Raw genomic sequence first — 23,940 nt, 5'->3', positions numbered from 1 at the left:
CACGCAGTTGCATCGTCGCGATGGCCCGCATCGATGAACGTCCGCTGTTGCGTGCGGATTCGCCCCGTCGCGTGCCGACGCGACGGTGAGATGGACATTCGGCCGTTGCGGAATCCTACGTCGATGCGCGGGGACGCGCTTCCGACTCCTGCTTCAACGCATCGGCGATATCCAGTGCCGCCTTTTGCAGCTCCGGCACATAGCGGCGCACGGCGTCTTCGAGCCGCACCGCGCGTGACAGGAAGATGACGTTGAGACTCGCGATCACGCGCTCGTCCGCGCTGATCGCGACCGCCACCGCACCGATCTTCGCCTGCGCGGTCCAGTCACCGTGGTTCGATCCGAAGCCGTCGTCGCGCACACGCCGGATCAGCTTGCGCACGAGCGCATCGTTTCTCGCGAACGCCTGTTGCTCGTCACCGCCCACACCGGAGCGCAGCAGCTCCAGAATGTCCTCGCGCTCCTCGTCGGGGCACATTGCGAAGTAGGCGCGGCCCGCAGCCGTCAGCAACATCGGCAGGCGCCGCCCGACCATCGCGCGATGAAACGACAGCCGGCTGAAGCGATGCGTCGTCTCGCGGATGATCATCGCGTCGCCATCGGGCGTGGTCAGATCGGATGGCCATGCCACGCGCTGCAGCAACTGACCCATGATCGGCGGCGCCACGGTCGCGATGCGCTCGGTATCGGTGAATCCTTCGCTCAACGAACGCACCGCGAGCGTCAGGCGGAAGCTGTCGTCCGATGTGCTGCGGCGCACGAAACCTTCTTCCATCAGCGTCTCGAGCAGACGGCGCACCGTGGTGCGATGCAGGCCGGTCAGATCGGCGAGTTGCTGACTCGTTGCATGGCCGTCTTCCATCGCGTTCAGCGCCCGCAGCACCTGCAGGCCGCGCGCCAGGCCGCGCACGTTTGTGTAGGTTGTCATGGAAAAAATCCCATTTAAATCAATCATGTGCATTCTATGCACATTCCTGAGATTTTGTTGAGGGGGTTTTCAGCCATCCCTAAACTGCGTCCATAAGCTGAACGAGCGACAGCCACGCGCTGCGTCGATTCAGCACAACGAACAAGCCCAGTCAGGAGACAAGCATGCGCCCCGCTTTTGAACCGGCGGCCGGCCTCGGCCGCGCTCATCCTCACGAAACGACACATCGCTCGATCGACGCCGATGTCGCGATCATCGGTGCTGGCCCGGTCGGCCTGATGATCGCGAACATCCTCGGCCTGCAGGGCGTGCGCGTCGTCGTTGTCGAGAAGCTCACGCAGATCATCGACTATCCGCGCGCCATCGGGCTCGACGACGAAGCACTGCGCGTATTCCAGTCGGTCGGCCTCGCAGAGGCGCTGCTGCCGCACACCACGCCGAATCACTGGATGCGTTTCACGCTGAATGGGAAGTGCTTCGCGTCGATCGAGCCGCGCACCGACGAGTTCGGCTGGCCGCGCCGCAACGCCTTCATCCAGCCGCTCGCCGATCAGATCCTGTACCGCGGTCTCGAGCGTTTCGACCATGTGTCGACGCTGCTCGGCCACAACGTCGACCGCTTCGCGCAGGACGAAAGCGGCGTGACCATCGACGCGACCGATGCGCACGGCGTGCGCACGACGATCCGCGCCGCATACATGGTCGGCGCGGACGGCGGCAACAGCTTCGTGCGCCGCACGCTCGACGTGCCGTTCGAAGGGCGCACGAAGCCGAATCAATGGATCGTGATCGACGTGCGCAACGATCCGATCGGCTCTCCGCATGTCTATCTGCATTGCGACGCGCGGCGGCCCTACGTGTCGGCGGCGCTGCCGCACGGCATCCGGCGCTTCGAATTCATGGTGATGCCGGGCGAGACGGAGGAGGAGCTGTCGAAGCCGGAGAACATGGCGGCGCTGGTGCGCGGGGTGGTCGACGATCCTGACAAGGTCGACTACATCCGCCAGCGGGTCTATACGCACAACGCGCGGCTCGCGAGCGTGTTCCGCGTGAAGCGCATCCTGCTCGCGGGCGACGCCGCCCACATCATGCCCGTGTGGCAGGGGCAGGGTTACAACAGCGGGATTCGCGACGCGAGCAATCTCGGCTGGAAGCTCGCGATGGTCGTGAAGGGCGCGGCGCGCGACGCGCTGCTCGATACCTACACGATGGAGCGGCGCGCCCACGCGCGCTCGATGATCCACCTGTCGGAAGTGGCCGGCGACATCTTCGCGCCGACGAGCTTCGTCGGAACGCGCGTGCGCGACGCGTTCGTGCGCTGCTTCGACGTGCTGCCGTCCCTGAAGCGCTACTTCGTCGAGATGCGTTTCAAGCCGATGCCGCGCTATGAAGACGGCGTCGTGCTGCTGGCACGACGCGCGCGGTCCGAAGGCATGCTCGCGCGGCTGATCGCCAGCCGGGGGCACGGCGCGTTCGGGAGGCTGGTCGGTCTGATGAGCGAGAAGCGTGAATCGTTGCTCGGACGGATCGTGCACGGCCGCGATGCGCAGGCGGGGACGCCAGTGGGCCGCATGTTCATCCAGCCGCGCGTGCGTGTCGCGGATGGCAGCATCGTCCGGCTCGACGATGCGATCGGCAACCGCTTCGCGATCCTGAGCTGGGGCACGGACCCGACCTTCGGCCTGACGCCCGAGGCGCGCCGCATCTGGAGCGCGCTCGGCGGATGCTTCGTGCTCGCGAAGCCCGACCCGCAGCTCGGCTTCCGCGACGACGTACCCGCAGACGTGATCGCGATCGGCGATGTCGACTCGCGCCTGCGCGACTGGTTCGCGCGGGTGCCGGAGTCGGTCGTGCTGTTGCGGCCGGACCGCTTCGTGGCAGGCATGTGCTCGCCGCAATGCGTATCGGAATGCGTGTCGCAGCTCGCCCAACGGCTGTCGCTTTCCGTGGCAACGGGCGCGCAGGCCGACGACGCGACGTTCGCGCCGGCCGCAGGCCTGGTGGGAGCCTGAGATGCCGATCCATCTCGAATGCATGTCGCACACGCCGCTGCACGGCTATTTCGATCCCGCGCCGGCAGTCGTCTCGGAAGTCGAGCGCGTGCAGCGCGCGGCGCGCGAGCGGGTCGACGCGTTCGATCCGGAGCTGGTGATCGTGTTCGCGCCGGATCACTACAACGGCTTCTTTTACGACGTGATGCCGCAGTTCTGCATCGGCGCAAGCGCGACGGCCGTCGGCGATTTCGGCAGCGCGGCCGGCCCGTTGCCCGTCGCGCGCGATGCGGCGCTCGCGCTCGCCGATGCGGCGCTCGCGAGCGATATCGACGTCGCCGTGTCGTATCGGATGCAGGTCGATCACGGCTGCGCCCAGGCGCTCGAGGTACTCACGGGCCGCATCGACCGCTTTCCGGTGGTACCCGTCTTCATCAACTCGGTTGCGCCGCCGATGGCGTCGTGCCGCCGCGCGCGCCTGCTGGGCGACGCGATCGGCCGTGCCGTCGCGCGCATGAACCGGCGCGTGTTGGTGATCGGCTCGGGCGGCATCTCGCATGAGCCGCCCGTGCCGGAAATCGCCGGCGCGGACGACGTCGTCGCGGAACGGTTGATCGCGGGCCGCAACCCGTCGCCCGCGTCGCGCGATGCGCGGCAATCCAGCACCGTCGCGGCGGCCAGGGCGTTCGCAGCGGGCGACAGCCGCCTGCATCCGCTCAATCCCGCATGGGATCGCAGGTTCCTCGAATTGCTCGAACGCGGTGACCTCACCGCCGCCGATGGCCTCACGAACGAAGCGATCACGCGCGATGCGGGCAAGTCCGCGCACGAGATCCGCACGTGGGTCGCCGCATTCGGCGCACTTGCGGCGAGCGGCCCGTACGCGGCGTCGATCGATTACTACCGCGCGATTCCCGAATGGATCGCGGGTTTCGGCGCGATGCACGCGCGAGAGCGGACCCTTTCCAGGAGATAGAACCATGTCGGATGACAACAGCATTGCTTCGATGGCCGCGCGCCTGCGTGAAGCACAGGCGTCGGGCCGGACGATCGCACCGCTGCGCGATACGTGTCCGGGAGGCGACGCGACGCTCGCCTATGCGATCCAGCAGATCAACAACGACTTGCGCAAGACCAACGGCGAGCGTGTCGTCGGCAGGAAGATCGGCCTGACTTCGCCTGCGGTGCAGAAGCAGCTCGGCGTCGATCAGCCGGACTTCGGTGCGTTGTTCGCGTCGATGGCGTACGGCGACGGCGAGCCGATGCCGCTTGCGTCGTTGATCCAGCCGAAGGTCGAAGCGGAGATCGCGCTCGTGCTCGAACGCGACCTGACCGCAGAAAAACACACGTTCGCGGACCTCATCTCCGCGACCGCGTATGCCGTGGCCGCGATCGAGGTCGTCGACAGTCGCATCCGCGACTGGGACATCCGCTTTTTCGACACCGTCGCGGACAACGCATCGAGCGCGCTGTTCGTGCTCGGCAGCCGGCCGGTCCTGCTGCGCGACATCGATCTGACCGCGTGCGCGATGACGCTCGCGCAGGACGGCGAAGTCCTGTCGCGCGGCAACGGCGCTGCGTGCCTCGGCAATCCGCTGAATGCGGCCGCGTGGCTCGCGGACCGGATGGTCCGACTCGGCACGCCGCTGCGTGCGGGCGACGTCGTGCTGACGGGCGCGCTTGGCCCGATGGTCGCAGTGAAGGCGGCCGGCACCTATGCGGCGCACATCGACGGGCTCGGCAGCGTGCGCGCCACTTTCACCGAATGACGGACGGAGACATTCCCATGGCAACAGACAACACCCGGTGCAAGGCCGCGATCATCGGCTCCGGCAACATCGGCACCGACCTCATGATCAAGATCATGCGCAGCGGCAAGCACCTCGAAATCGCCGCGACGGTCGGCATCGATCCGGCCTCGGACGGCCTCGCGCGCGCCGCGAGGCTCGGCGTGGCGACGACGCATGAAGGCGTGGAAGGGCTCGCGCGCCTGCCCGTGTTCGACGAGATCGACTTCGTGTTCGATGCGACGTCGGCCGGCGCACATGTGAAGAACGACGCGTTCCTGCGCGCGCTCAAGCCCGGCATTCGGATGATCGACCTGACGCCCGCTGCCATCGGCCCGTACTGCGTGCCGGTGGTGAATCTCGACGCGCATCTCGATGCGCCGAACGTGAACATGGTCACCTGCGGCGGGCAGGCGACGATCCCGATGGTCGCCGCGGTGTCGCGCGTCGCAAAGGTGCATTACGCGGAGATCGTCGCGTCGATCAGCAGCAAGTCGGCAGGGCCGGGCACGCGCGCCAACATCGACGAGTTCACGGAGACGACGTCGAAGGCGCTCGAAGCGGTCGGCGGTGCCGGCAAGGGCAAGGCGATCATCGTGCTCAATCCGGCCGAGCCGCCGCTCATGATGCGCGACACGGTGTATCTGCTGTCCGAAGCGGCGGACCGCGCGCTGATCGAAGCGTCGGTCAGCGAGATGGCCGCTGCGGTCCAGGCCTATGTGCCCGGCTATCGGCTGAAACAGTCCGTGCAGTTCGACGACATCCCCGCCGCTGCGCCGTTGCATATCCCCGGACTCGGCCGTTTCAGCGGACTCAAGACTTCGATCTTCGTCGAAGTGGAAGGCGCGGCGCATTATCTGCCGGCCTACGCCGGCAATCTCGACATCATGACGTCCGCCGCGCTGGCAACGGCCGAGCGCATGGCCGCGTCGCTCGTGAACGCCTGACGCAAGGAGCACTCGATCATGGACAAGAAACTCTACATTTCCGATGTGACGCTGCGCGACGGCATGCACGCGATCCGTCATCAGTATTCGATTCAGAACGTGCAGGACATCGCCCGCGCGCTCGACGAGGCGAAGGTCGACAGCATCGAGGTCGCACACGGCGATGGCCTGCAGGGTTCGAGCTTCAACTATGGCTTTGGCGCGCACAGCGATCTGGAATGGATCGAGGCGGTAGCCGAGGTGGTGAAGCACGCGCAAATCGCGACGCTGCTGTTGCCCGGCATCGGCACGATTCATGACCTGAAGGCCGCGTACGACGCGGGTGCGCGTGTCGTCCGTGTCGCAACCCATTGCACGGAAGCGGACATTTCGAAGCAGCACATCGAATACGCACGCAGCCTCGGCATGGATACCGTCGGCTTCCTGATGATGAGTCACATGACGACGCCCGACCATCTCGCGATCGAAGCGAAGAAGATGGAAAGCTATGGCGCGACCTGCGTGTACGTGGTGGATTCCGGCGGCGCGATGAACATGCACGACATCCGCGCGCGCTTCCGGGCGCTCAAGGCAGCGCTTCGCCCGGAGACCCAGACGGGCATGCATGCCCATCACAACCTGAGCCTCGGCGTCGCCAACTCGATCGCGGCGGTCGAGGAAGGTTGCGATCGCATCGATGCGAGCCTGGCGGGCATGGGCGCGGGAGCGGGCAACGCGCCGCTCGAAGTGTTCATCGCGGCGGCCGAGCGCCTTGGCTGGCACCACGGCACCGATCTCTATCGGCTGCTCGACGCGGCCGACGACATCGTGCGCCCGTTGCAGGACCGGCCGGTGCGGGTCGACCGCGAAACGCTCGCGCTCGGCTATGCGGGGGTGTATTCGAGCTTTCTGCGGCATGCCGAAATCGCGGCGAAGAAATACGGCCTGAAAGCCGTCGACATTCTCGTCGAACTGGGCAAGCGACGCATGGTGGGCGGTCAGGAAGACATGATCGTCGACGTCGCGCTCGATCTGAAGAAGCGCGAAGCACGCGCCTGAACCATCCGATATGCCAGGCGCCACGAAGAGCGCTGCATCGTTCAACCTGGAGACAACAATGAACACGTCAACGGCTTCCCCCCCGCGCGTCGGCGGCGCCATCACCATCGGCCTGTGCCTCGCGGTCGCGCTCCTCGAAGGGCTCGATCTGCAATCCACGGGCATCGCTGCGCCGCGCATGGCACGCGAGTTTCATCTCGCGGTGGCGCAACTCGGCTGGGCATTCGGTATCGGCGCGCTCGGCTTGTTGCCGGGCGCGGCGCTTGGCGGCAGGCTCGCCGATCGCATCGGCCGCAAGCGCGTGCTGATGATGTCCGTCGCGCTGTTCGGGATATTTTCGATTGCAACGACCCAGGTGTGGGATCTGCAGAGCCTGCTCGTCGCGCGCTTTCTCACGGGCCTCGGCCTCGGCGCGGCGATGCCGAACCTGATCGCGTTGTGCGCGGAGGCAGCGCCGCCCCGACAGCGCAGCACGGCGGTCGGCGCAATGTACTGCGGCATGCCTTTCGGCGCGGCGCTCGCGGCCGTGATCGGCATCGTCAGCCCGGGCGCCGAGGGCTGGCGGCAGATCTTCTATGTCGGCGGGATCGGGCCGCTGCTGACCTTGCCGCTGCTGGCGCTGTGCTTGAAGGAGTCGACGCAATTCGCCGCGGCGAGCCAGGGTGCGAGCCGCGCGTCGAAGGACGGCATCGTGCGCGCGCTCTTCAGCGACGGACGCGCGGGGACGACCATCGCCCTGTGGATCAGCTACCTGGGGACGCTGATCGTGCTGTATTTCCTGATGAACTGGCTGCCGTCGATGGTGCTCTCGCGCGGCCTCACGCCGGTCCAGGCGAGCGTCGTGCAGATGATGTTCAACATCGGCGGCGGCATCGGCGCGATCGTGATCGCGGGGCTGTCGGATCGCATCGGCAAGCGGCCGGTCGTGGTCGGCATGTATGCCGGCATCGCGCTTGCGTTGCTGGCGCTCGCCGGTGCGACGGGGAGCGTGTCGATGGCATGGGGCGGCCTGCTGGCCGGCCTGTTTCTCGTCGGCACGCAGTCGGTGCTGTATGCGCTCGCCGGCGCGACGTATCCGACGCGGGTGCGGGGCACGGGCGTCGGCGCAGCGGTGGCCGTCGGCCGCATGGGTTCGATGATCGGCCCGCTGATCGCCGGGCAACTGCTGGCGTTGGGCCAGAGCGCGTCGCTGCTCGTGATCTCGAGCATTCCGCTCATCGTCATCGCGGCGCTCGGTGCGCTCACCGCAGTCGCGAAATCTCCGCGCGAGTCGGTCAACGGCTCGCACACCCTTGGAACCGAATCGATCTGACGAAGGACATCGACATGACTGACACTGTGATTCATACCGAAAGCGCGACCAGCAAGTACGTGAACGTGGTGGAAGACGGCACGGAACTGCGCGTGCACTACAACGACACGGGCACCGGCAACGAAGCGCTCGTTCTGCTGCACGGCTCGGGGCCGGGCGCGACCGGCTGGGCGAACTTCCATCGCAACGTGGACGCATTCGCGAACGCGGGTTATCGCGTGATCCTCGTCGACTGCCCCGGCTGGGGCAAGAGCGATTCGATCGTCTGTACGGGCTCGCGCTCCGACCTCAACGCGCGCGTGCTGGCGGGCGTGCTGGATACGCTCGGCATCGGGCGCGCGCATCTCGTCGGCAACTCGATGGGCGGGCATAGCGCGGTGGCCTTCGCGCTGTCGTATCCCGAGCGGGTCGGCAAGCTGGTGCTGATGGGCGGCGGCACGGGCGGTCCGAGCCAGTTCGTGCCGATGCCGACCGAAGGCATCAAGCTGCTTCAAGCGCTGTATCGCGACCCGACGCTCGAGAACCTGAAGAAGATGCTCAACGTGTTCGTCTACGATGCGAGCACGATGACGGAAGAGCTGATGCAGACGCGGCTCGAGAACATGCTCGGACGGCGCGATCATCTGGAGAATTTCGTGAAAAGTCTGACGGCCAATCCGAAGCAGTTTCCGGATTACGGTCACCGGCTGAGCGAGATCAAGGCGCCCGCGCTCGTGATTTGGGGCCGCGACGACCGGTTCGTGCCGATGGATGTCGGGCTGCGGCTCGTCTGGAATATGCCGAACGCCGATCTGCACGTGTTCGGGCGCTGCGGGCACTGGGCGCAATGGGAGCACGCGGAGCGCTTCAACCGGATGGTGCTCGAGTTCCTGCGCCGATAACGAAGGGTGGCATCGGTGGCGGCCGGTTGCTCGGCCTAACGACGTAAATCAGTCCAAGAAAATGGCCGCATCCCCGAAATCAACGGCGGCCTTTATGATCCGCCGCCGGCGAAGCTGAACAACCCCTTTGTCCGCCAAGGAATCGCAACGACCCTGTCAAAAGTGTCAGTTTCAATTCCATTAATATTTTGTTTTAATCGTCGTCCCTATTCCGAGGGCCACCAATAAATTGCCGGTGTCGTGAGTAGTCGTTCGTATGAAGATGCGCATTCGGCGCGATTCGATCGATTGCTTCTTCAAAACCGGTGTCTAAAAGTACCAGCCGTGCTTACGCCAGGCTGGCGCGTTGAAACTAAATCGCAAAAGAGTCAGGGCGGTGATCGCTGTTCATCTGCGCCTTGCGCCAGCGTGCGTACGTCGACATGTTCGGCTCGAGCACCGCAGACTCGAGTCGACTCCAGCCGTAGAACGCGCCATCCCATCCGGGAACGGGCAGCGGCCGGATTGACGGAACCCCCATCATGCCCGCGCGGTAGGCCTGAAATGGCCAATACAACGGCATGATGCGACGGGCTTCCATTTCCCGGCGCAGTGGGGAAATGTCGCCTTCATCTGCCACGATGCCGCACTGGAATGCCCATTCGTCGGCGTCCCACACGAGAAAAACACTCGGCTGACCACTGGCGTCGAACATCAGCACGGCGTTCTGATCGAGACGCCAGTAATATTCCACGATCCGTTCCCGCTCGACGATGGTCTGCATCACCGCCAGCGCTCTCGCGTCGCAGTACGTGGATCCGACGTCGTTGGCGCTGATCATTCCTCGCTCGGCACAGTGGCGTGCCTTCGCCTCCGTCAGCGCGCGGGTCAGCTTCTCCGTCATGTCCGGCGCGGACTTCTTCACGTACAGGTCGATGACGCCGGCGTTGAACGCCTCAACGGCTTCCCGCTCCGTCGCCACGCCCGTCAGCAAGATCTTCGTACACGGCATGTCGGCCAAGGCCGCGAAAACCTCGACGCCGTTCATTTCGTCCATCTCGTAGTCGGCAACGACGGCGGCCACTTCGTCGAATCGCGTCACGTCGGTCAGCGCATCGAGCCCCAAGGCATTGAAGCTGCGCTTTTCAAAATCGGAAAATTGCGATCCCGATAGCCGCTCGGGCGTGCCGCGACGGTGTTGCGATGTCAGGAAGTTCAATGCTTCGCGCGGTGAGCTGAAAAAGCGGTTCAGAGGCCCGTTCCGATAGGTTCCACGTAGCGCGTCGAGGAAGCCCGGATGATCGTCGACAAATACCGTGGACACGGGATAGAACACCGGCTGCCTGACAAAGCGACGCATAGCTGATCCGAGAAACGTGAATTAAACGAGCGAGCCATCCCGCATCGGGATATGGCGCCGCGCACCAGCGTCAGATTATCGGACATCTCAAAGGCGACCGGCAACTGCAGCCCATTTTGTCCGGGTACGACCAACAAAAATAGGGCAAATCCAAAATGGGACACGCCCTCATGCCGAAGGCGTGCGTTGCTGCCGCTTGCAGTCGTTCTTCTGGAAAAAAATCCATGTTGACGCGAAACGCAATCCCTCAAATCCTGCTCAATAACCCGGAGCTGCTGTCGTCGGAATTAAACACGGCTGCGCCTCACAAGACGTTCCATCACGTGATCGACATTTATCTGAAAGATTCCAATGCATTCATGAACACGTATTTCGCACGCTATTTCGAGTGGCAGGGCGTATGTCGTGAGCGCTGGTTCCACGAGTGCATTCACAACAATCTGCTGGCTTCCGGCGGCACGTTCGTCACGAAACGTGCGCACCAGGAGTACGTCCAGGAGACGTTCCCGTTTCAGCGCGTCGATTGCTACCTCAATACGCTGCAGGTGCGGCAGTGCTCGGCCTATCTGGTGTTCCGCTTCTGCGTCGACGAACGCACGGTTTCGCTGGGATACCAGCAGATCCTCTTCGCGGGAACCGACAAGCGGATCCGCCGCTTCCCGGCCGGCATCATCGAGCGGGTCAAGGAATATGAACTGAACCTGCCGTCGCTCGAAAGCTAAGCTGTGTCGTCCCGCCCGGCGCGCCAGTGCCGGGCGGGCGCCGTATCGGCACGCCGGTCACCTGCGCGACGCAGGTGACCCGGCCTCAGGCAAGCGAATCGTGAAGGTCGTCATGACGCCCGGCACCGACTCGCACGAAATCTGACCGCCGAACATCTCGCAGACTCGACGGCAATACGCCAGCCCAAGGCCAGCGCCGCGGCCGTGCGACTTCGTGGAATAGAACGGATCGAAGATGTGAGGCAGAACATTGGCGTCGATGCCGGTACCGGTATCTCGAATCTGGAGCACGCAAGAACCGTCGTCTCGCTCGGCGAGGATCTCGATCCTGCCCGTTGTGCCGCCCGTCGTTGCGTGCAGCGCGTTTTTCAGCAGGTTGAACACGACGAAAAGCATCAGCGAATCGGACCCGAAGTACTGCAGCCGCGGGTCGATCGGCGCGACGTCGACACGCTCGCGTTCCCCGGCGGAAAAAGGATAGCAATCGAGCGCAACGTCGATGCAGCGCCCGATCGAATGAGTCGAGAAGCTTTGGCGATCGACGCTGTCCAGCGTAAACATCGCCAGCGACATTTTGACCATCGCATGCGTGCTGTCGACCTGGTGGCGTATCGCAGCGGGCAGCGCCGGAAGTCGCTCGAGCTGCTCGGTGTCCAAATCGCCATCCACGAGCCGATGCGTCACGGCGAGCTGATATCCACGTAGCAGGGCCGGCAGCGCTCGGTCGATTTCTGCCACATACATGCCGATCGTCGCAAGCGGGGTGGTCACTTCATGCGCTACCGTCGCCGCGACCAGGAACGGCCGCATCAGCCGATAGCGAACGATCGTCACAGCGAGGATGCCGAGGCTGAGCGCGATGAAGACGACGCCCGGCGGATAAAACGGGTAGCCGTAATTCACGGCGTAGTCGATGGCCGCGAGCGAATACAGCCCGAGGCTCAGCAGGCAGAGATCGAGGAGCTTGCGCTCGTCCCGGCCGCGAGCCGCCCGACGGCGCGCGGTGACCAGGAGCCAGCCGCTGCGACCGGCGAGGACGATCGTTTGCACGACGTGCACGGGATGCAGACGCCCGGCGCGGGGATAATCTCCGAAAGCAAATTGACGAACGCCGTCGACGACCTCGTTGCCGGTGAGCAGCAGTACCGCCAGCACCGCGCTGATGGCATATGACGCCAGCAGCAGCGGGCGTTCGTTTCGCCGGGCAACGGTTGCCGTTACAAAGTGATAGAACGTCGTCGGCAGGAACATGATGAACAGATAGCCGACCTTGGCCAGCACGCGGGCAACGTCCGGCTGGCTGGTCTGAAACAGAAAGGCCCACGTCCCCTGCCAGACGAAGGTGGTCATGCACATCAGCACGAAGGGCGTCGATCGTCGGGTCACGCCCTCGGTCAGCCATACATAGACACCAAATCCGAGAAAGAGGGCGGACACAAACGCCGGCAAGATCGAATACATGCAACTCGGTTCCGTTTCACAGGGTTGCCTACAGCGGACTGCTTAGTGCAGGGTTGAAGTTTCGTCGTCGATTCCGATAGCTGGCGGGCCATTCCGGCGCTGCGACGTGGGCGCGTACGTTGAATACACCGTCTCATGTGACGCCCGCCAAGTGTCACTACCGCATAACGCCCGTGCCAGCGGCGGACTCGTTCAACGATCGCATGGCTTGCCTGCTTCGATCGCGCCGCCTCCGGCATTCCGTTGCGACGCAAACAGACGGATTGCGGCACGGAAGGCCGCGGTACGCCCCAGCCTCGAGAATATCGACGGTATTCTGCCTTGGAGGTCATCAACGATACCAGAGGATGAATCACGGTCGTGACGGTCAGCTTCAGATACTCGAGCGCGAGCATTTCGCTTTGGTTTTCGATTGCGTCATGTTTTTACTTTTCCGTGCGGGCGTTGGCACTTGCCGCCGCCCGTTTAAGAAAAAGCGCCGACGGGTGTGAACCGGTCGGCAGATGGAGTCCCGGCATCCGAGGGTTGAATTGCATTGTCGAAACCGGGCAAAAGGGGACGCCGTCGTGGATTTACGATCGGCTTCGTTCTTGCCAGTCGATCAATTCGGTCTCCATTGTCGGGAGGTGCTGCGACGGCTTTTCTTGATGAGCAGGGCAGGCACGCCGTCATGTGTACCCCAAGGCGCAGGAGATTGAGTCACGCGGGACATGGCCTCGACGGAGGCACCTTCGCCAATCTCGCATCCCGGTAGTACGGAACCCGCGCCGATCGTTACGTGGCGGCCTAACCGCGCGGAAGCGATGTCGACACCTGGACGTTGTTCGGGCGGTACCAGCCAATGGCGCCTTCGACAGTCTCGAGGAAAGTCATCCGGATCAGTGGGGTGGCTCACAGTTGTAATTCTCTCGACATCGGCAGGAGTTTCTTGGTGTGCGTACAGACGCGATTCGATGGCGGGGATTACTGCCGGTGTCGATAACGCCGGTTGCATCGCATGTCGGTTGCGAAGTGTGCGAGCCTGAGGCGCCGCAAAGTGGTGCATCCACGGCGGCATCATCGGGCGAACTTTCGCGCCGTGCGCGCAAGAGTGGGTGGACTTTAATTGCAGCCAGCGAACGCGGCGTGCCGCGTTGTGCTGATTAAATCAGACGCGCTCCAGTCGAGGCGGTGGTTGCGCGCTGGGAAGCCCTCGCGACGGGCGTTCGGATGTATATCACGGGTCGCCTGGTGCGCACCGCGCGCTGCCAGCCGAATGTCCCTCAATGTTGCCGAATGTCCGATTCGGCCACCAGAGCCCTAAATCGGCGACATTTGGTTCGTCGGACGGTACACGGACCGACTTACCTCCCCACGCTCGCCCCCTTGCCCGCATGAAATCGGCGTGCTAATTTTTCATGAAATTCACCTGCAAAAATTTCACGAAAACCCGCATGTTCCTGCAGTCGGACCGCCACGTCGCAAGCTACTACGCCGCTGCCCACCCGGCACCGATCCCGCAGCGTCCTGAACTGGACGAGCGTATCGACGCCGACGTGCTGATCGTCGGCGCGGGCTTCAGCGGGCTGCATACGGCGCTGCGTCTTGCGCTCGCGGGCAAGCGCGTCGTGATGCTCGAAGCGAGCCGGGTCGCGTGGGCGGCGTCGGGCCGCAATGGCGGGCAGGCGCTGCTCGGCTGGTCGTGCGACATGCCGCCGCTCGAGGAGGCGCTCGGCCGCGACGGCGCACGCGCGCTGTGGGACAGCATGCGCTGGGCGGCGGCCGAGGTGCGCGACCTGCCGGCGCGCCACGGCTTCGACATCGATTACCGGCCGGGCAGCCTGTGGGCGGCGGTGCGGCCGCGTCGCGTTGCGATGCTCGCGCAGGCGCGCGACGAAGCGGCCGAGCGCTGGGGCTGCGACCGGCTGCGCGTGATTCCGCACGCCGAGATGCCCGGCTGGATCGGCAGCGCGCGTTATCTCGCGGCGCTCTACGATCCCGAGGCCGGGCACCTGAATCCGCTGAAACTCGCGCTCGGTCTCGCGCAGACGATCGAGCGCGCGGGCGGCCGCATCTTCGAGCAGAGCCGCGTGCTCGACCTGAGCGAGACGGCCGGCGGCTACGTCGCGCGCACCGCCGCCGGCGAAGCGCGCGCGGACGTGCTGGTGCTCGCGTGCAACGCGTACGTCGACCGGCTCGATCCCGGACTGTCGCGCCGGCTGCTGCCGGTCGGCACCTACCAGGTCGCGACCGCGCCGCTCGAACCCGAGCTCGCGCGCTCGCTGCTGCCGCGCGACAACTGCGTGATCGACAACCAGTTCGTGCCCGACTACTTCCGCCTGAGCCCCGACGGGCGCCTGCTGTTCGGCGGCGGCTGCACGTATCTCGGCGGCATCCCCGCGGACATCGCGGCGGCGACGCGGCCGCACCTCGAACGCGTGTTTCCGCAGCTGCGCGGCGTGCCGCTCGACTACGCATGGGGCGGCCACATCGACATCAGCATGCGCCGTACGCCGGACCTCGGCCGTTGCGGGCAGCGCTACTGGCTGCAGGGGTTTTCCGGCCACGGCGTGCTGCCGACGCTCGCGGGCGCGCGCGCCGTCGCCGACGCGGTGCTCGGCGACGACCGGCTCCTCGCGCTGTACCAGCGCATCCGCAACCCGCGCTTCCCCGGCGGCGGCCGGTTCGCCGCGCCGCTGGAGGCGATCGGCAAGGCCTGGTACCGGCTGCGCGACACCGTCTGAAGTTCCCCGGAGCACACGATGAACGAACAGGAAGAAATCGAAAGCCTGGCGATCCTGATCCGCGATTTGCGCAAGCACCGCAAGGTCACGCTGAACGAGCTGGCCGACCGGATCGGCCGCTCGGTCGGCTTCCTGTCGCAGGTCGAGCGGGGGCTGTCGCGTCCGACCGTCGCGGACCTGACGGCGATCGGCGAGGCGCTCGGCGTGCCGACCACGTACTTCTACAGCCTGGACAAGCCGCGCTCCGTGCCGTGGGTCACGCGGCCCGGCGAGCGTCGCACCGTGTACTACGCGGCCGGCATCACGGACATCCTCGTGTCGCCGAGCATGCGCGCGCGCTTCTCGGTCCTCGAGAGCCATCTTGCGCCGGGCGCGAGCAGCGGCGACCGGCCCGTCGACGACAGCGACGAGCAGGGCGGCTTCGTGCTCGAAGGCGAACTGACGATCTGGCTCGACGGCGATGACACGCCCGTCACGCTCGGCCCGAACGATGCGTTCCAGCTGCCCGCCCACAAGCGGTTCCGCTACGCGAACCTGACCGACCAGCCCACGCGGGTCATCTGGGTGTTCACCTGAGTCGTCGTCGCGGCGGCACGCTGCGTTCGAAGCACATGGTTTGACGTACTGATCGATGGGGCGAGCGGCGCTGCGCAGGCCGTTCGGTCCCGGTTCGCCGCGACGCGGCATCGTCACACTCGAACGAAAGGATGAATCATGGCTGACGTCGTTTCCGCATTGGTCGATGAAGTCCGTGCATTCCGCCACGCGCACCCCGAGATCCGCTATGTCGACCTGATCTGCCTGGACCTGCCCGGCCACTTCTACGGCAAGCGCTATCCGATCGACGCGCTCGAGAAGGTCGCATCGGGCTCGCTGCTGAAGCTGCCGCAGAACTGCGTGCTGCTCGGCACGCAGGGCGGCCTGTACAAGATCGGCGACTACTGCTTCAACGACGGCGACCCGGATGCGCCGCGCCGGCTGGTTCCCGGCACGCTGAAGCGGGTGCGCTGGGAAAGCCAGCCGCTCGCGCAGATGCTGATCAGCTCCGACGGCACCGACGCGCCGATCGAGTTCGAGCCGCGCGAAGTGCTCGCGCGCGTGCTGCGGCGCTTCGCGAAGCGGGGGATTCGCCCGGTCGTCGCGTTCGAGCTCGAGTTCTACCTGTTCGCCGCGCAGCTCGCGGACGGCCTGCCGCAGTATCCGCGCGACCGCCTGAGCGACGACCGCGACGATCAGCCGAACATGCATATCGAGCGGCTGTCGCGGTTCTCCGACGTGCTGCACGAGATGGTCGAGGCTGCGTGCGAGCAGGGCGTCGATGCGACCGTGATCACCGCCGAGCTCGGGCCCGGACAGTTCGAGATCAACTTCGGCCACACCGACGACGGGCTGCGTGCGGCGGACTGGTCGGCGCTGTTCTGCCGCAGCACGCGCGGCGTCGCGCTGCGGCACGGCTATCGCGCAAGCTTCATGGGCAAGCCGTACCTGCATGCGCCGGGCAGCGGCATGCACGTGCACGTGAGCCTGTACGACGAAGCGGGGCGCAACCTGCTGGCGGCGCACGGGCAGCGTCCGCTGCGCCATGCGGTCGCGGGCTGCCTCGCGCTGCTGCCGCACTGCATGCCGGTGTTCGCGCCGAACCACAACGCGTTCCGGCGCTACGGGTCGATGGTGAACGCGGCGAGCCGCGCGAGCTGGGGATTCGAGGATCGCGACGCATGCATCCGGATTCCCGAATCGGATGCGGGCAACCTGCGGATCGAGCATCGCCTCGCGAGCGCGGATGCGAATCCGTATCTCGTGCTGGCGGCGATCCTGACCGGGATGGAATACGGGCTCGACGCGGGCAAGGAGCCGATCGCGCCGCTCAACGACGATCGCGGCAGCGGCATCGATTTCCCGAAGGACATGCTGTCGGCGGTTGCCGCGATGCAGGATCATCCGGCGGTGCGCGAAGGGCTCGGCGGCGAGTTCGTGATGGTCTACTGCGAGAACAAGCGGCAGGAAGAGCTGGATTTTCGCAACGAGATCGGGGCGCGGGAGTATCGGTGGTTTCTGTGAGCGCGGCGCGATGACGGTCCCGCGCCGCGACCGAGGCGTGGCACGGCGCGGAACCGGGGCAACGCTCAGTCGCCGAGCTTGGCCGTGACGCAGCCGGTGCTCGTGCACTCGCGTTCACGTTCGCGCAGGAACGTCAGCCGCGATTGCGTTGCGTCGATCGCGCATTGCAGGTTCACGAGGTAGCCGTCGTCGCGCGTTTCGCTGCAGCGGTCGTCGCGCTGCTTGAGCCACGCGAGCTGACCCGTCTTCAGCGACGCCTGCTGGTCGCCGCTCAGCTGCTTGCGCAGGCGGCCGTACTGGTCGTTCAGCTCGCGGTCGAGCTGCGAGAACTGCGTGCTGCTGCAGTACACCTGGTCGAATGCGCCGCGCGGCTTCGCGCAGCCGGCCGCGTGCGCGGCGAACGGAACGGCAAGCGCGAACAGCGCGCAGGATGCGAGAAGATTCTTCTTCTTCATCGTAGTGCTCCTCACTGGGTAAAACCGTTGAAAGCGGGCGGCCGCGTCTTCAGCGGGCCGCCGTACATGCGTCGATGCCGCCCGCGATCGCGGCGGACAGGCGCTGGATCGTGTCGTGCTGCGCGAGCCGCTTCTCTTCGTCGGGGTTGACGATCACGCCGGCTTCGACGAGCACGGCCGGAACCGGCGCGGTGCGCAGCACGACGAGATCGTCGAAGCGGTGGATGCCGAGATGCGGGTCGATCAGCGGACGGTTCTCGCCGCGGATCGGCTGCGCGTGATAGAGCGACGGCGTCTCGCCTGCCGCGACCAGCTTCCCGGCGATCGCCTTCGCGCAGCGCAGGCTCTGTTCGTAATGCGGATTGCGCTCCGACACGAATACCGAGAAGCCGCGGAATTCGCGCTGCCGGCCGGCGTCGATGAACTGCTGCTGCATCGAGTCGTGATGGATCGACACGAACAGGTTGGCATCGGGCGCCTGCGTCGAGCGCTGGTCCAGCTTGATCTCGCGGCCGTCCGCGGCCGTGCGCAGCACGCGGTCGCCGTGGGCGACGAGCGTGTCGGCGACGGCGGTGGACAGATCCAGGTTGTAGCGGTATTCGACGCGGCCGCTCGCGCCGGTCGCGCCCGGATGGGCCGGCGTATGGCCGGTGTCGACGACGATGTAGCGGGCGGACGGCGGCGGCGCGTCGGGGCCGGCGGCGCGGGCCGCGCCAGCCACGAGCGGCGCAGCCAGCAGCGGCATGCACGCGAGCAGGCGCGCAACGGCGCGCGTGGACGAACGAAGGCGTCGAACGGTTCGGTTTGTCATTGTTGTCGTCGAGATGGGCATCCGGCGCGTCGCATCCCCGTCGCGCCGACGGCCTGCTCAAGCAGTCGGAATGTGGCGCGATTATAGCGGCTGCGCGCGGCGAGGCAATGACCGAATGCGCGGCGCGCACGCGTGCTCGGCGCGGCAACGTGGGTGCCGCCGCGGGCCGCGTCAACGGCAAGCGGTGCGGATCGGACGAAGCCGCCGTCGCGCCGCATTGCGCTCGAGTCGAGCGCGCGCTCGATTGATTTTCGCGGCGAATTCTCCTACGATTGCGTCCATGCCTTCGGGACAGACCCGAAGCGTTTCAATCTCTTGAGGGAGCCTCATGAGTACGCAACACACCAGGCGCTTCGACGCGCTTGTCTTCATCGGTCGTTTCCAGCCTCCGCATCGTGGCCACCTGAACGTGCTGAAGTCGGCGCTGAGCCGGGCCGAGCGCGTCTGCGTGCTGATCGGGTCGACCGACAAGCCCCGCACCATCAAGGATCCGTTCTCGTTCGACGAGCGCCGCCAGATGCTGGCCTCGCTGCTCGACGCGTCCGAGCGCGACCGCGTGACGATCGCCCCCGTGCAGGACTCGACGTACAACGACGGCGACTGGGTGCGCTGGGTGCAGGATGCCGTCGCGTCCGCGCTCGGCGACGTCGCGCACAAGAAGGTCGGGCTGATCGGCCACGAGAAGGACGCCACGTCGTATTACCTGCGGATGTTCCCGCAATGGGAGCTGGTCGAGGCCGATGCGACGGAAGACATCTCCGCCACCGAAATCCGCGACCAGTATTTCGCGGAACGCCCCAACAGCTTCGTGCAATGGGCCGTGCCCGAGCCCGTGTTCGGCTGGCTCGAGCGGTTCCGCACGCAGCCGGAATTCGCGCAGCTCAAGGCGGAAGCCGAGTTCATCGCCGCGTATCGCAAGGCGTGGGCGGCGGCGCCGTATCCGGTCACGTTCGTGACCGTCGACGCGGTCGTCGTGCATTCCGGCCACATCCTGCTCGTGCGCCGTCGCAGCGAGCCCGGCCGCGGCCTGTGGGCGTTGCCGGGCGGCTTCGTGAACCAGGACGAAAGGCTCGATACCGCGTGCATTCGCGAGCTGCGCGAGGAAACCGGGCTGAAGCTGCCCGAGCCCGTGCTGCGCGGCTCGCTGAAGGACCGCCAGGTGTTCGATCATCCGACCCGCTCGCTGCGCGGCCGCACGATCACGCACGCGTGCCTGTTCAGCTTCCCGACCGGCGAGCTGCCGCGCGTGAAGGGCAGCGACGATGCCGACAAGGCGCGCTGGGTGCCGCTCAACGAATTCGCGCAGATGCGCAGCGTGATGTTCGAGGATCACTTCGACATCGCCTATCACTTCCTGGGGAAGCTGTGATCCGCTGATTCCCCGCATTCCGGTCCGTCGCGACAGACGCGGCGGCATCTCAACGGCCTAGAGGAGCTCTAGCCATGCAAAACGATCTCGGCGGCTTTGCCGCGGTTCTCGCCAATCCGATCCTCAACACGGATTCGTACAAGGCATCCCACTTCCTGCAATATCCGGCCGACGCGACCGCGATGTTCTCGTACGTCGAATCGCGCGGCGGCCGCTACGAGCGCACGCTGTTCTTCGGCCTGCAGATGCTGCTGAAGGAATATCTGTGCAAGCCGGTCACGCACGCGATGATCGACGACGCGCGCGATTTCTTCGCGGTGCACGGCGAGCCATTCAACGAAGCCGGCTGGCGCTACATCGTCGAGCGCTACGACGGCTACCTGCCGGTGAAGATCCGCGCGGTGCCGGAGGGCTCGGTCGTGCCGACGCACAACGTGCTGATGACCGTCGAATGCGACGACCCGCAGGTGTTCTGGCTGGCGTCGTACCTGGAGACGATGCTGCTGCGCGTGTGGTATCCGGTGACGGTCGCGACGCAGAGCTGGCACCTGCGGCAGACGATCCGCCGCTTCCTCGAGAAAACCGACGACGACCTCGCGCAACTGCCGTTCAAGCTGCACGACTTCGGCGCGCGCGGCGTGTCGAGCGCGGAATCGGCGGCGATCGGCGGCGCCGCCCACCTCGTCAGTTTCATGGGCTCGGATACGGTGCTCGGCGTGCTTGCCGCGAACCTTTTCTACCGCGAGCCGATGGCCGCGTATTCGGTGCCGGCGGCCGAGCACAGCACGATCACGTCGTGGGGCCGCGAAGGCGAGGCCGATGCGTACCGGAACATGCTGCGCCGCTTCGGCCTGCCGGGCGCGATCGTGTCGGTCGTATCGGATTCCTACGATTTGTTCGCCGCGCTCGACCTGTGGGGCGGCGAGCTGAAGCAGGCCGTGATCGACTCGGGCGCGACGCTCGTCGTGCGGCCCGATTCCGGCGATCCGGTGACGATCGTGCTGCAGACCGTGCGCGCGCTCGACGCGTCGTTCGGCTCGACGCTCAACGGCAAGGGCCGGCGCGTGCTGAACCACGTGCGCGTGATCCAGGGCGACGGCGTCGACGCGAATTCGATCGAGGCGATTCTGGCCGCGCTCGACGATGCGGGCTATGCGGCCGGCAACGCCGTGTTCGGGATGGGCGGCGCGCTGCTGCAGCAGGTGAACCGCGACACGCAGCGCTTCGCGATGAAGTGCTCGGCGATCCGGCGCGGCGGCGTGTGGCGCGAAGTCTGCAAGGACCCGGTCACCGATCAGGGCAAGCGGTCGAAGAAGGGGCGGCTCACGTTGCTGCGCAATTGCCGGACCGGCGAGTACCGGACCGTGACGCTGCCGGTCGCGTGGGATGATCGTGTGGTCGAAAGCGAATGGGACGATGCGCTCGTGACGGTGTTCGATACGGGGCGGCTGCTGGTCGACGTGTCGCTGGCCGACGTGCGGGCGAGGGCGCACGCGGCCGAAGTGTGAAGGTCGGCGTCGGGGCGCTGGTTCGCCCCGACATGCGCCGCGACGCCGGCGAGCGTCATCGTTCGCCGGCCAGCGTGGACCCGCCGTGTTCCGCGCGCCGCGCCGCCTCCATCGCACGCGCCAGCGCATCGAACACCGCCGGCCCCTTGCAGCGCGACACGTTGAAGCGCAGGAACGACGTCGCGCTGCGCGACGCGCTGAACACGTTGCCGGGCGCGAGCACGACGTCATGGTCGAGCGCGTGGCGCGCGACGCGCGCGGCGTCGAGCCCGTCCGGCAACTGCGCCCACACGAACAGGCCGCCGCGCGGCTCCGTCCAGATCCCGAGCCCGGCGCGCGCGAGGCGCCGGATCGTTTCGCCCATCGCGTCCGCGAGATTTGCGCGCAGGCCGTCCAGATGGCGCCGGTACGTGCCGTCGACGAGCAGCCGGTGCACGACGTTCGCGCCGATCTGCGCATTGCCGAACGATGTCGCGAGCTTCAGGTCGACGAGCGCGTCGATCCATTCGGGGCGTGCGGCGACGTAGCCGCAGCGTATCGCGGCCGACAGCGTCTTCGAGAAGCTGCCGATCGACACGACGCGCGACAGCCCGTCGAACGCCGCGAGCCGCGGCGCGGGCGTGCTCTCGAAGTCCGCGAAGATGTCGTCCTCGACGATCAGCAGGTCGTGCTCGGCCGCGAGCGTCAGCAGCCGGTGCGCGACGCTCGGCGCGAGCGTTGCGCCGGTCGGGTTGTGCAGCGCCGCGTTCGTGATGTAAAGGCGCGGCCGGTGCTCGGCGAGCGTCTGCTCGAAACGCGCGAGATCGGGGCCGTTCGGCGTGTACGGGACGCTGACGATCCGCGCGCGGTGCGCGCGCAGCAGCGCCTGGAAGTTGAAGTAGCACGGGTCGTCGAGCACGACCGTGTCGCCCGGCTCCAGCAGCAGGCGGCACACGAGATCGAGCGCGTGCGTGCCGCCGTCGGTCAGCATGATCTGCGCGGGTTCCGCATGGACGCCATGCTGCGCGAGCCGCCACGCGAGCTGCTGGCGCAGCGCGGGCAGGCCGAGCGGCGTCGCGTAGCCGGTGAGCGCGTCGGGCTCGTCGCGCGATACGGCGCGCAGCGCGCGGCGCAGGCTCTCGTCGGGCAGCCACGACGACGGCAGCCAGCCGCAGCCGGGCTTCACGGCCGTGGCCGTCGAGGCCGCTTCGAGCGACTGGCGCGACAGCCACAGCGGATCGAGTTCGCGATCGAGGCGCGGCCCGAGATCCGCGAGCGCAAGCGGCGGCGCGTGGCCCGACACGTAGAAGCCCGACCCGCGCCGCGCGACCAGCACGCCTTCGCCGGCGAGCCGCTCGTAAGCGTCGACGACGGTCGACTTCGACACCCGCAGCGCGTCGGCCATCGTCCGGATCGACGGCACCCGCGCACCGGGCATCAGCGCGCGGCTCGCGATCCGCGCGCGCAGCGTCTCCATCACGGTTTCCACGCGCGTGCGCGACGGCGCGGGCGGGGCCAGGTCCTGATCGATGCGGTTCATGGTGAAAGGCATGAACTGTACGGACGTTTGTCCAGTACAGTTTGGTCGAATTGTATTGCGCTGTAGCTTACGCGCTTTTGGCGGCGGGCGGATCATCGGCTATTCATCTTCGATCAGGAATTCCCGTGCAAAAGTCCACCGACGGATGGCTCAGCGGCCTGCTGGGCGTCATCATCTTCAGCGGCTCGCTGCCCGCGACGCGGGTCGCGGTGCAGGGGCTCGATCCGATGTTCCTGACGTTCGCGCGCGCGACGATCGCCGGCGTGCTCGGCCTGCTGCTGCTCGTCGCGTTGAAGCAGCAGCGGCCGACGCGCGGCGAAGCCGTGTCGCTGGCGGTCGTTGCGCTCGGGGTCGTGGTCGGCTTCCCGCTGCTGACGGCGCTCGCGCTGCGGCACGTGACATCGGCCCACGCGATCGTGTTCGTCGGGCTGCTGCCGCTCGCGACCGCGCTGTTCGGCGTGTGGCGCGGCGGCGAGCGGCCGCGGCTGCCGTTCTGGGCCTTCTCGCTCATCGGCAGCGGCGCGGTTGCCGCATTCGCGCTGCGCAACGGCGGCGAGGCGTCGCCGGTCGGCGACGCGCTGATGTTCGCGTCGATCGTCGCGTGCGGGCTCGGCTATGCGGAAGGGGCGCGCCTGTCGCGGCATCTCGGCGGCTGGCAGGTGATCTCGTGGGCGCTCGTGCTGTCGCTGCCGGTGATGCTGCCGCTCGCGTGGATCACGCGGCCCGCGTCGTTCGACGGCGTCGACGCCGGTGCGCTGTGGGGGCTCGCGTACGTGTCGCTGTTCAGCATGCTGATCGGCTTCGTGTTCTGGTATCGCGGGCTCGCGCTCGGCGGCATCGCGGGCGTCGGCCAGTTGCAGCTGCTGCAGCCGTTCTTCGGGTTGGTGCTGGCCGCCGGGCTGCTGCACGAGCCGGTGCCGGCGTCGATGCTCGTCGTGACGGCGGTCGTGGTCGGCTGCGTGGCCGGCGCGAAGTACTTCTCGAAGATGGCGCCGGTGCAGCGCGCGGGCTGACGCGTGACTGCGCGGCGGCGGGTCAGGCGACGACGTTCAACGATCGCCGCGAGCGCAATCGCCTGACAACGAAAC

20 protein-coding genes are annotated in these 23,940 nt (G+C 66.5%); 14 read left to right on the top strand and 6 right to left on the bottom strand.

All coding sequences use genetic code 11. From position 1 onward, the window contains the following. Window positions 1-115: 115 nt before the first annotated feature. Window positions 116-928 carry a DNA-binding transcriptional regulator gene (locus WJ35_RS26720; RefSeq protein WP_069240391.1) on the bottom strand — a complete coding sequence of 271 codons (813 nt, stop codon included), beginning with the start codon at window positions 926-928 and terminating at the stop codon, window positions 116-118. 164 nt (window positions 929-1,092) lie between these two features. Between WJ35_RS26720 and WJ35_RS26715 the strand changes: the two genes are divergently transcribed. The 7 genes from WJ35_RS26715 to WJ35_RS26685 are packed head-to-tail and all read left to right on the top strand — an operon-like array spanning window position 1,093 to window position 8,884. Further along, window positions 1,093-2,940 (top strand): bifunctional 3-(3-hydroxy-phenyl)propionate/3-hydroxycinnamic acid hydroxylase, encoded by a 1,848-nt coding sequence (locus WJ35_RS26715; RefSeq protein ID WP_069240390.1) that lies wholly within the window; start codon window positions 1,093-1,095, stop codon window positions 2,938-2,940. Between the two features lies 1 nt (window position 2,941). Beyond that, a complete protein-coding gene (locus tag WJ35_RS26710) occupies window positions 2,942-3,895 on the top strand; it encodes a 3-carboxyethylcatechol 2,3-dioxygenase (protein WP_069240389.1) in 954 nt (317 codons plus the stop codon). A 4-nt stretch (window positions 3,896-3,899) separates the two neighbouring features. Beyond that, the gene (gene mhpD / locus WJ35_RS26705) at window positions 3,900-4,688 is read left to right on the top strand and encodes a 2-keto-4-pentenoate hydratase (protein WP_011882651.1); all 789 of its coding nucleotides are present in this window, start codon (window positions 3,900-3,902) and stop codon (window positions 4,686-4,688) included. 17 nt (window positions 4,689-4,705) lie between these two features. Next, on the top strand, window positions 4,706-5,653 hold the full coding sequence (locus tag WJ35_RS26700) for an acetaldehyde dehydrogenase (acetylating) (RefSeq protein ID WP_069240388.1): 948 nt from the start codon (window positions 4,706-4,708) through the stop codon (window positions 5,651-5,653). Window positions 5,654-5,668: 15 nt separating this feature from the next. Further along, a complete protein-coding gene (dmpG, locus tag WJ35_RS26695) occupies window positions 5,669-6,691 on the top strand; it encodes a 4-hydroxy-2-oxovalerate aldolase (protein ID WP_311732205.1) in 1,023 nt (340 codons plus the stop codon). Window positions 6,692-6,749: 58 nt separating this feature from the next. Next, a complete protein-coding gene (mhpT, locus tag WJ35_RS26690; RefSeq protein ID WP_059562552.1) occupies window positions 6,750-8,003 on the top strand; it encodes a 3-(3-hydroxy-phenyl)propionate transporter MhpT in 1,254 nt (417 codons plus the stop codon). A gap of 14 nt (window positions 8,004-8,017) precedes the next feature. Then, entirely contained in the window at window positions 8,018-8,884 is an 867-nt protein-coding gene (locus tag WJ35_RS26685) for an alpha/beta fold hydrolase (protein WP_011882647.1), read from the top strand. 352 nt (window positions 8,885-9,236) lie between these two features. Here WJ35_RS26685 and WJ35_RS26680 read toward each other — a convergent pair whose 3' ends face one another. Then, window positions 9,237-10,223 (bottom strand): response regulator, encoded by a 987-nt coding sequence (locus WJ35_RS26680; RefSeq protein ID WP_011882646.1) that lies wholly within the window; start codon window positions 10,221-10,223, stop codon window positions 9,237-9,239. A gap of 224 nt (window positions 10,224-10,447) precedes the next feature. Here WJ35_RS26680 and WJ35_RS26675 point away from each other — a divergent pair, with 224 nt between their 5' ends. Then, window positions 10,448-10,945, top strand: coding sequence for an acyl-CoA thioesterase (locus WJ35_RS26675; RefSeq protein ID WP_011882645.1), 498 nt, complete (start codon window positions 10,448-10,450; stop codon window positions 10,943-10,945). Window positions 10,946-11,002: 57 nt separating this feature from the next. Here WJ35_RS26675 and WJ35_RS26670 read toward each other — a convergent pair whose 3' ends face one another. Continuing rightward, complete coding sequence (locus tag WJ35_RS26670) at window positions 11,003-12,406, bottom strand: sensor histidine kinase (protein ID WP_059463032.1); 1,404 nt, start codon at window positions 12,404-12,406, stop codon at window positions 11,003-11,005. Between the two features lie 1,433 nt (window positions 12,407-13,839). On the opposite strand from WJ35_RS26670, the gene WJ35_RS26665 reads away from it, so the two are divergent. The 3 genes from WJ35_RS26665 (at window position 13,840) to WJ35_RS26655 (ending at window position 17,190) form a co-directional block, all read left to right on the top strand. Continuing rightward, the gene (locus tag WJ35_RS26665) at window positions 13,840-15,129 is read left to right on the top strand and encodes an NAD(P)/FAD-dependent oxidoreductase (protein WP_069240386.1); all 1,290 of its coding nucleotides are present in this window, start codon (window positions 13,840-13,842) and stop codon (window positions 15,127-15,129) included. 18 nt (window positions 15,130-15,147) lie between these two features. Further along, window positions 15,148-15,705, top strand: coding sequence for a helix-turn-helix domain-containing protein (locus WJ35_RS26660; RefSeq protein ID WP_042588360.1), 558 nt, complete (start codon window positions 15,148-15,150; stop codon window positions 15,703-15,705). A gap of 138 nt (window positions 15,706-15,843) precedes the next feature. Then, window positions 15,844-17,190 (top strand): glutamine synthetase family protein, encoded by a 1,347-nt coding sequence (locus tag WJ35_RS26655; protein WP_069240385.1) that lies wholly within the window; start codon window positions 15,844-15,846, stop codon window positions 17,188-17,190. A gap of 65 nt (window positions 17,191-17,255) precedes the next feature. On the opposite strand, the gene WJ35_RS26650 is transcribed toward WJ35_RS26655, so the two are convergent. Together WJ35_RS26650 and WJ35_RS26645 are read right to left on the bottom strand one after the other, a co-directional pair. Then, window positions 17,256-17,645, bottom strand: coding sequence for a lysozyme inhibitor LprI family protein (locus WJ35_RS26650; protein WP_069240384.1), 390 nt, complete (start codon window positions 17,643-17,645; stop codon window positions 17,256-17,258). 49 nt (window positions 17,646-17,694) lie between these two features. After that, complete coding sequence (locus WJ35_RS26645) at window positions 17,695-18,456, bottom strand: N-acetylmuramoyl-L-alanine amidase family protein (RefSeq protein ID WP_069240383.1); 762 nt, start codon at window positions 18,454-18,456, stop codon at window positions 17,695-17,697. A gap of 328 nt (window positions 18,457-18,784) precedes the next feature. Here WJ35_RS26645 and WJ35_RS26635 point away from each other — a divergent pair, with 328 nt between their 5' ends. Next, entirely contained in the window at window positions 18,785-19,825 is a 1,041-nt protein-coding gene (locus WJ35_RS26635; protein ID WP_060233380.1) for a bifunctional nicotinamide-nucleotide adenylyltransferase/Nudix hydroxylase, read from the top strand. Between the two features lie 74 nt (window positions 19,826-19,899). Continuing rightward, window positions 19,900-21,333: a nicotinate phosphoribosyltransferase gene (locus tag WJ35_RS26630; protein ID WP_069240382.1), complete on the top strand. Its 1,434-nt coding sequence runs from the start codon at window positions 19,900-19,902 to the stop codon at window positions 21,331-21,333. A gap of 55 nt (window positions 21,334-21,388) precedes the next feature. Here WJ35_RS26630 and WJ35_RS26625 read toward each other — a convergent pair whose 3' ends face one another. Further along, a complete protein-coding gene (locus tag WJ35_RS26625; protein WP_080484452.1) occupies window positions 21,389-22,852 on the bottom strand; it encodes a PLP-dependent aminotransferase family protein in 1,464 nt (487 codons plus the stop codon). A gap of 125 nt (window positions 22,853-22,977) precedes the next feature. On the opposite strand from WJ35_RS26625, the gene WJ35_RS26620 reads away from it, so the two are divergent. After that, window positions 22,978-23,865 carry a DMT family transporter gene (locus WJ35_RS26620; protein ID WP_069240381.1) on the top strand — a complete coding sequence of 296 codons (888 nt, stop codon included), beginning with the start codon at window positions 22,978-22,980 and terminating at the stop codon, window positions 23,863-23,865. Window positions 23,866-23,940 lie beyond the last annotated feature (75 nt).

The sequence above is a fragment of the Burkholderia ubonensis genome, assembly GCF_001718695.1.
Lineage (GTDB): Bacteria > Pseudomonadota > Gammaproteobacteria > Burkholderiales > Burkholderiaceae > Burkholderia > Burkholderia ubonensis_B.
The sequence above is the reverse complement of the archived record's forward strand: the minus strand, read 5'-3'. Positions and strand labels throughout refer to the sequence as shown.